The organism is Caballeronia choica (assembly GCF_001544535.1).
GTDB lineage: Bacteria > Pseudomonadota > Gammaproteobacteria > Burkholderiales > Burkholderiaceae > Caballeronia > Caballeronia choica.
In genome coordinates this window covers 1-1,282 of sequence record NZ_FCON02000470.1, presented here as the reverse complement: position 1 = coordinate 1,282, position 1,282 = coordinate 1, and the positions used below count along the sequence as shown (strand labels likewise).

Annotated in this window: 1 protein-coding gene and 1 pseudogene; one reads left to right on the top strand and one right to left on the bottom strand. The window is 60.9% G+C overall.

The window, feature by feature from the left end:
* A partial coding sequence (locus tag AWB68_RS45055) for a cytochrome c oxidase assembly protein (RefSeq protein WP_143282068.1) occupies positions 1–390 on the top strand: 390 nt, incomplete at its 5' end.
* Positions 391–748: 358 nt separating this feature from the next.
* On the opposite strand, the pseudogene AWB68_RS45050 reads toward AWB68_RS45055, so the two are convergent.
* Positions 749–1,282: pseudogene (locus AWB68_RS45050) on the bottom strand (glycogen debranching N-terminal domain-containing protein); the annotation flags it as partial.

Here is a 1,282-nt window from a genome sequence, read left to right as displayed (position 1 = left end):
CTGTATCGCGTGATGAACTGGAGCATGGTGATCGACGGCCTGCTCTTCTGGTGGCTCGTGCTCGATTCCCGTCCTGCACCGCCCGCGCGTCTCGCGCCGGGGCGGCGCGTTCTCATCGGGATCGCCGCGATCCCGCCGCAAATCTTGCTCGGCGCCTACATCTTCTTGACGCCGCACGAGTTGTATCCGATCTATTCGATCTGCGGGCGCGCGTTCACGTGGATCGGCCCGATCCGCGACCAGCAGATCGGCGGGCTGCTGCTGTGGATTCCGGGTTCGATGATGAGCGTGATCGGCGCGCTGATCGCGCTGCGGCACTGGCTGCGCCTCTCAGCGCGTTCGCGCCTCGCGGGTGAGCGAGGAAGTCGCACCGCGCCGGCCGTTGCATAGGAGGACGGCCCATCCAGTATGCGGAATGCCGCGCATGGCGAACCAGACAGCGTCCGACTCCGCTCTGGTTGGCGAGTTCGTCATGATGAGAGCGCCGAAACCTTACCGCCGCTTCAAGAACTCTCCGTTCATGCGCAGCTTCAACTGTCTGGCCAATGGCAGTCGATGCTCCGCATGATTAGTGCAAGTTCCAGTTCCAGTTCCAATTCGTCTGCCAGTTGCCGGCGCTTTCGCGAAAGCACGCTGAATCAGGTGTTTCCGCAGCGCTTGCGAAACGGCTGTCCGAGGTCGCACGCTCGACGAAGTCAGCGACGCCTCATTGGCCGCCGCCAAGTCGGTCCTGTCATGCTGGAACAGCTCAAGGAGAGGTACCTTCTTCGCGTTGTGTCATCAGGTTTCGCCATACCGTGATCTCCCGGCGGGCGACGGCGGCAGGGTCACCTTTCACTACCTCAAAACAGGTCTTCTCGCCCGTTCGCCAAAACCGGATGTCAAATACCTTCTCTCCAAGGTGCAGATCCTTGAGCGTGACATTTTCAAGCCAGGATGGCAGAACCGGATCGACAAAGAGGGTTTTGCTGGGCGCATCGGGTTGAAGACCGAGGATGGCGTACAACAACGAGAAAACGGATCCGGCGGCCCAAGCCTGCGGCACGTTGGCGCCGAGATATTGGACTGGAAAGTTTGACGCGCTACGGTGCAGCCCGGCATAAAGCTCGGGTAGCTGATTGAGCACGAAAAAACTCCCCGCCTCCAACACGCCGTGAGCGATTTCCCCGGCCTCTCGCGAATAACCATAGCGCGTGAATCCCTCCGCAATGAGGCCGTTGTCATGCGGCCACACCGCGCCGCGCTGGTAAGAATAAGGGTTATAGGCGGGATGATCGGCCGA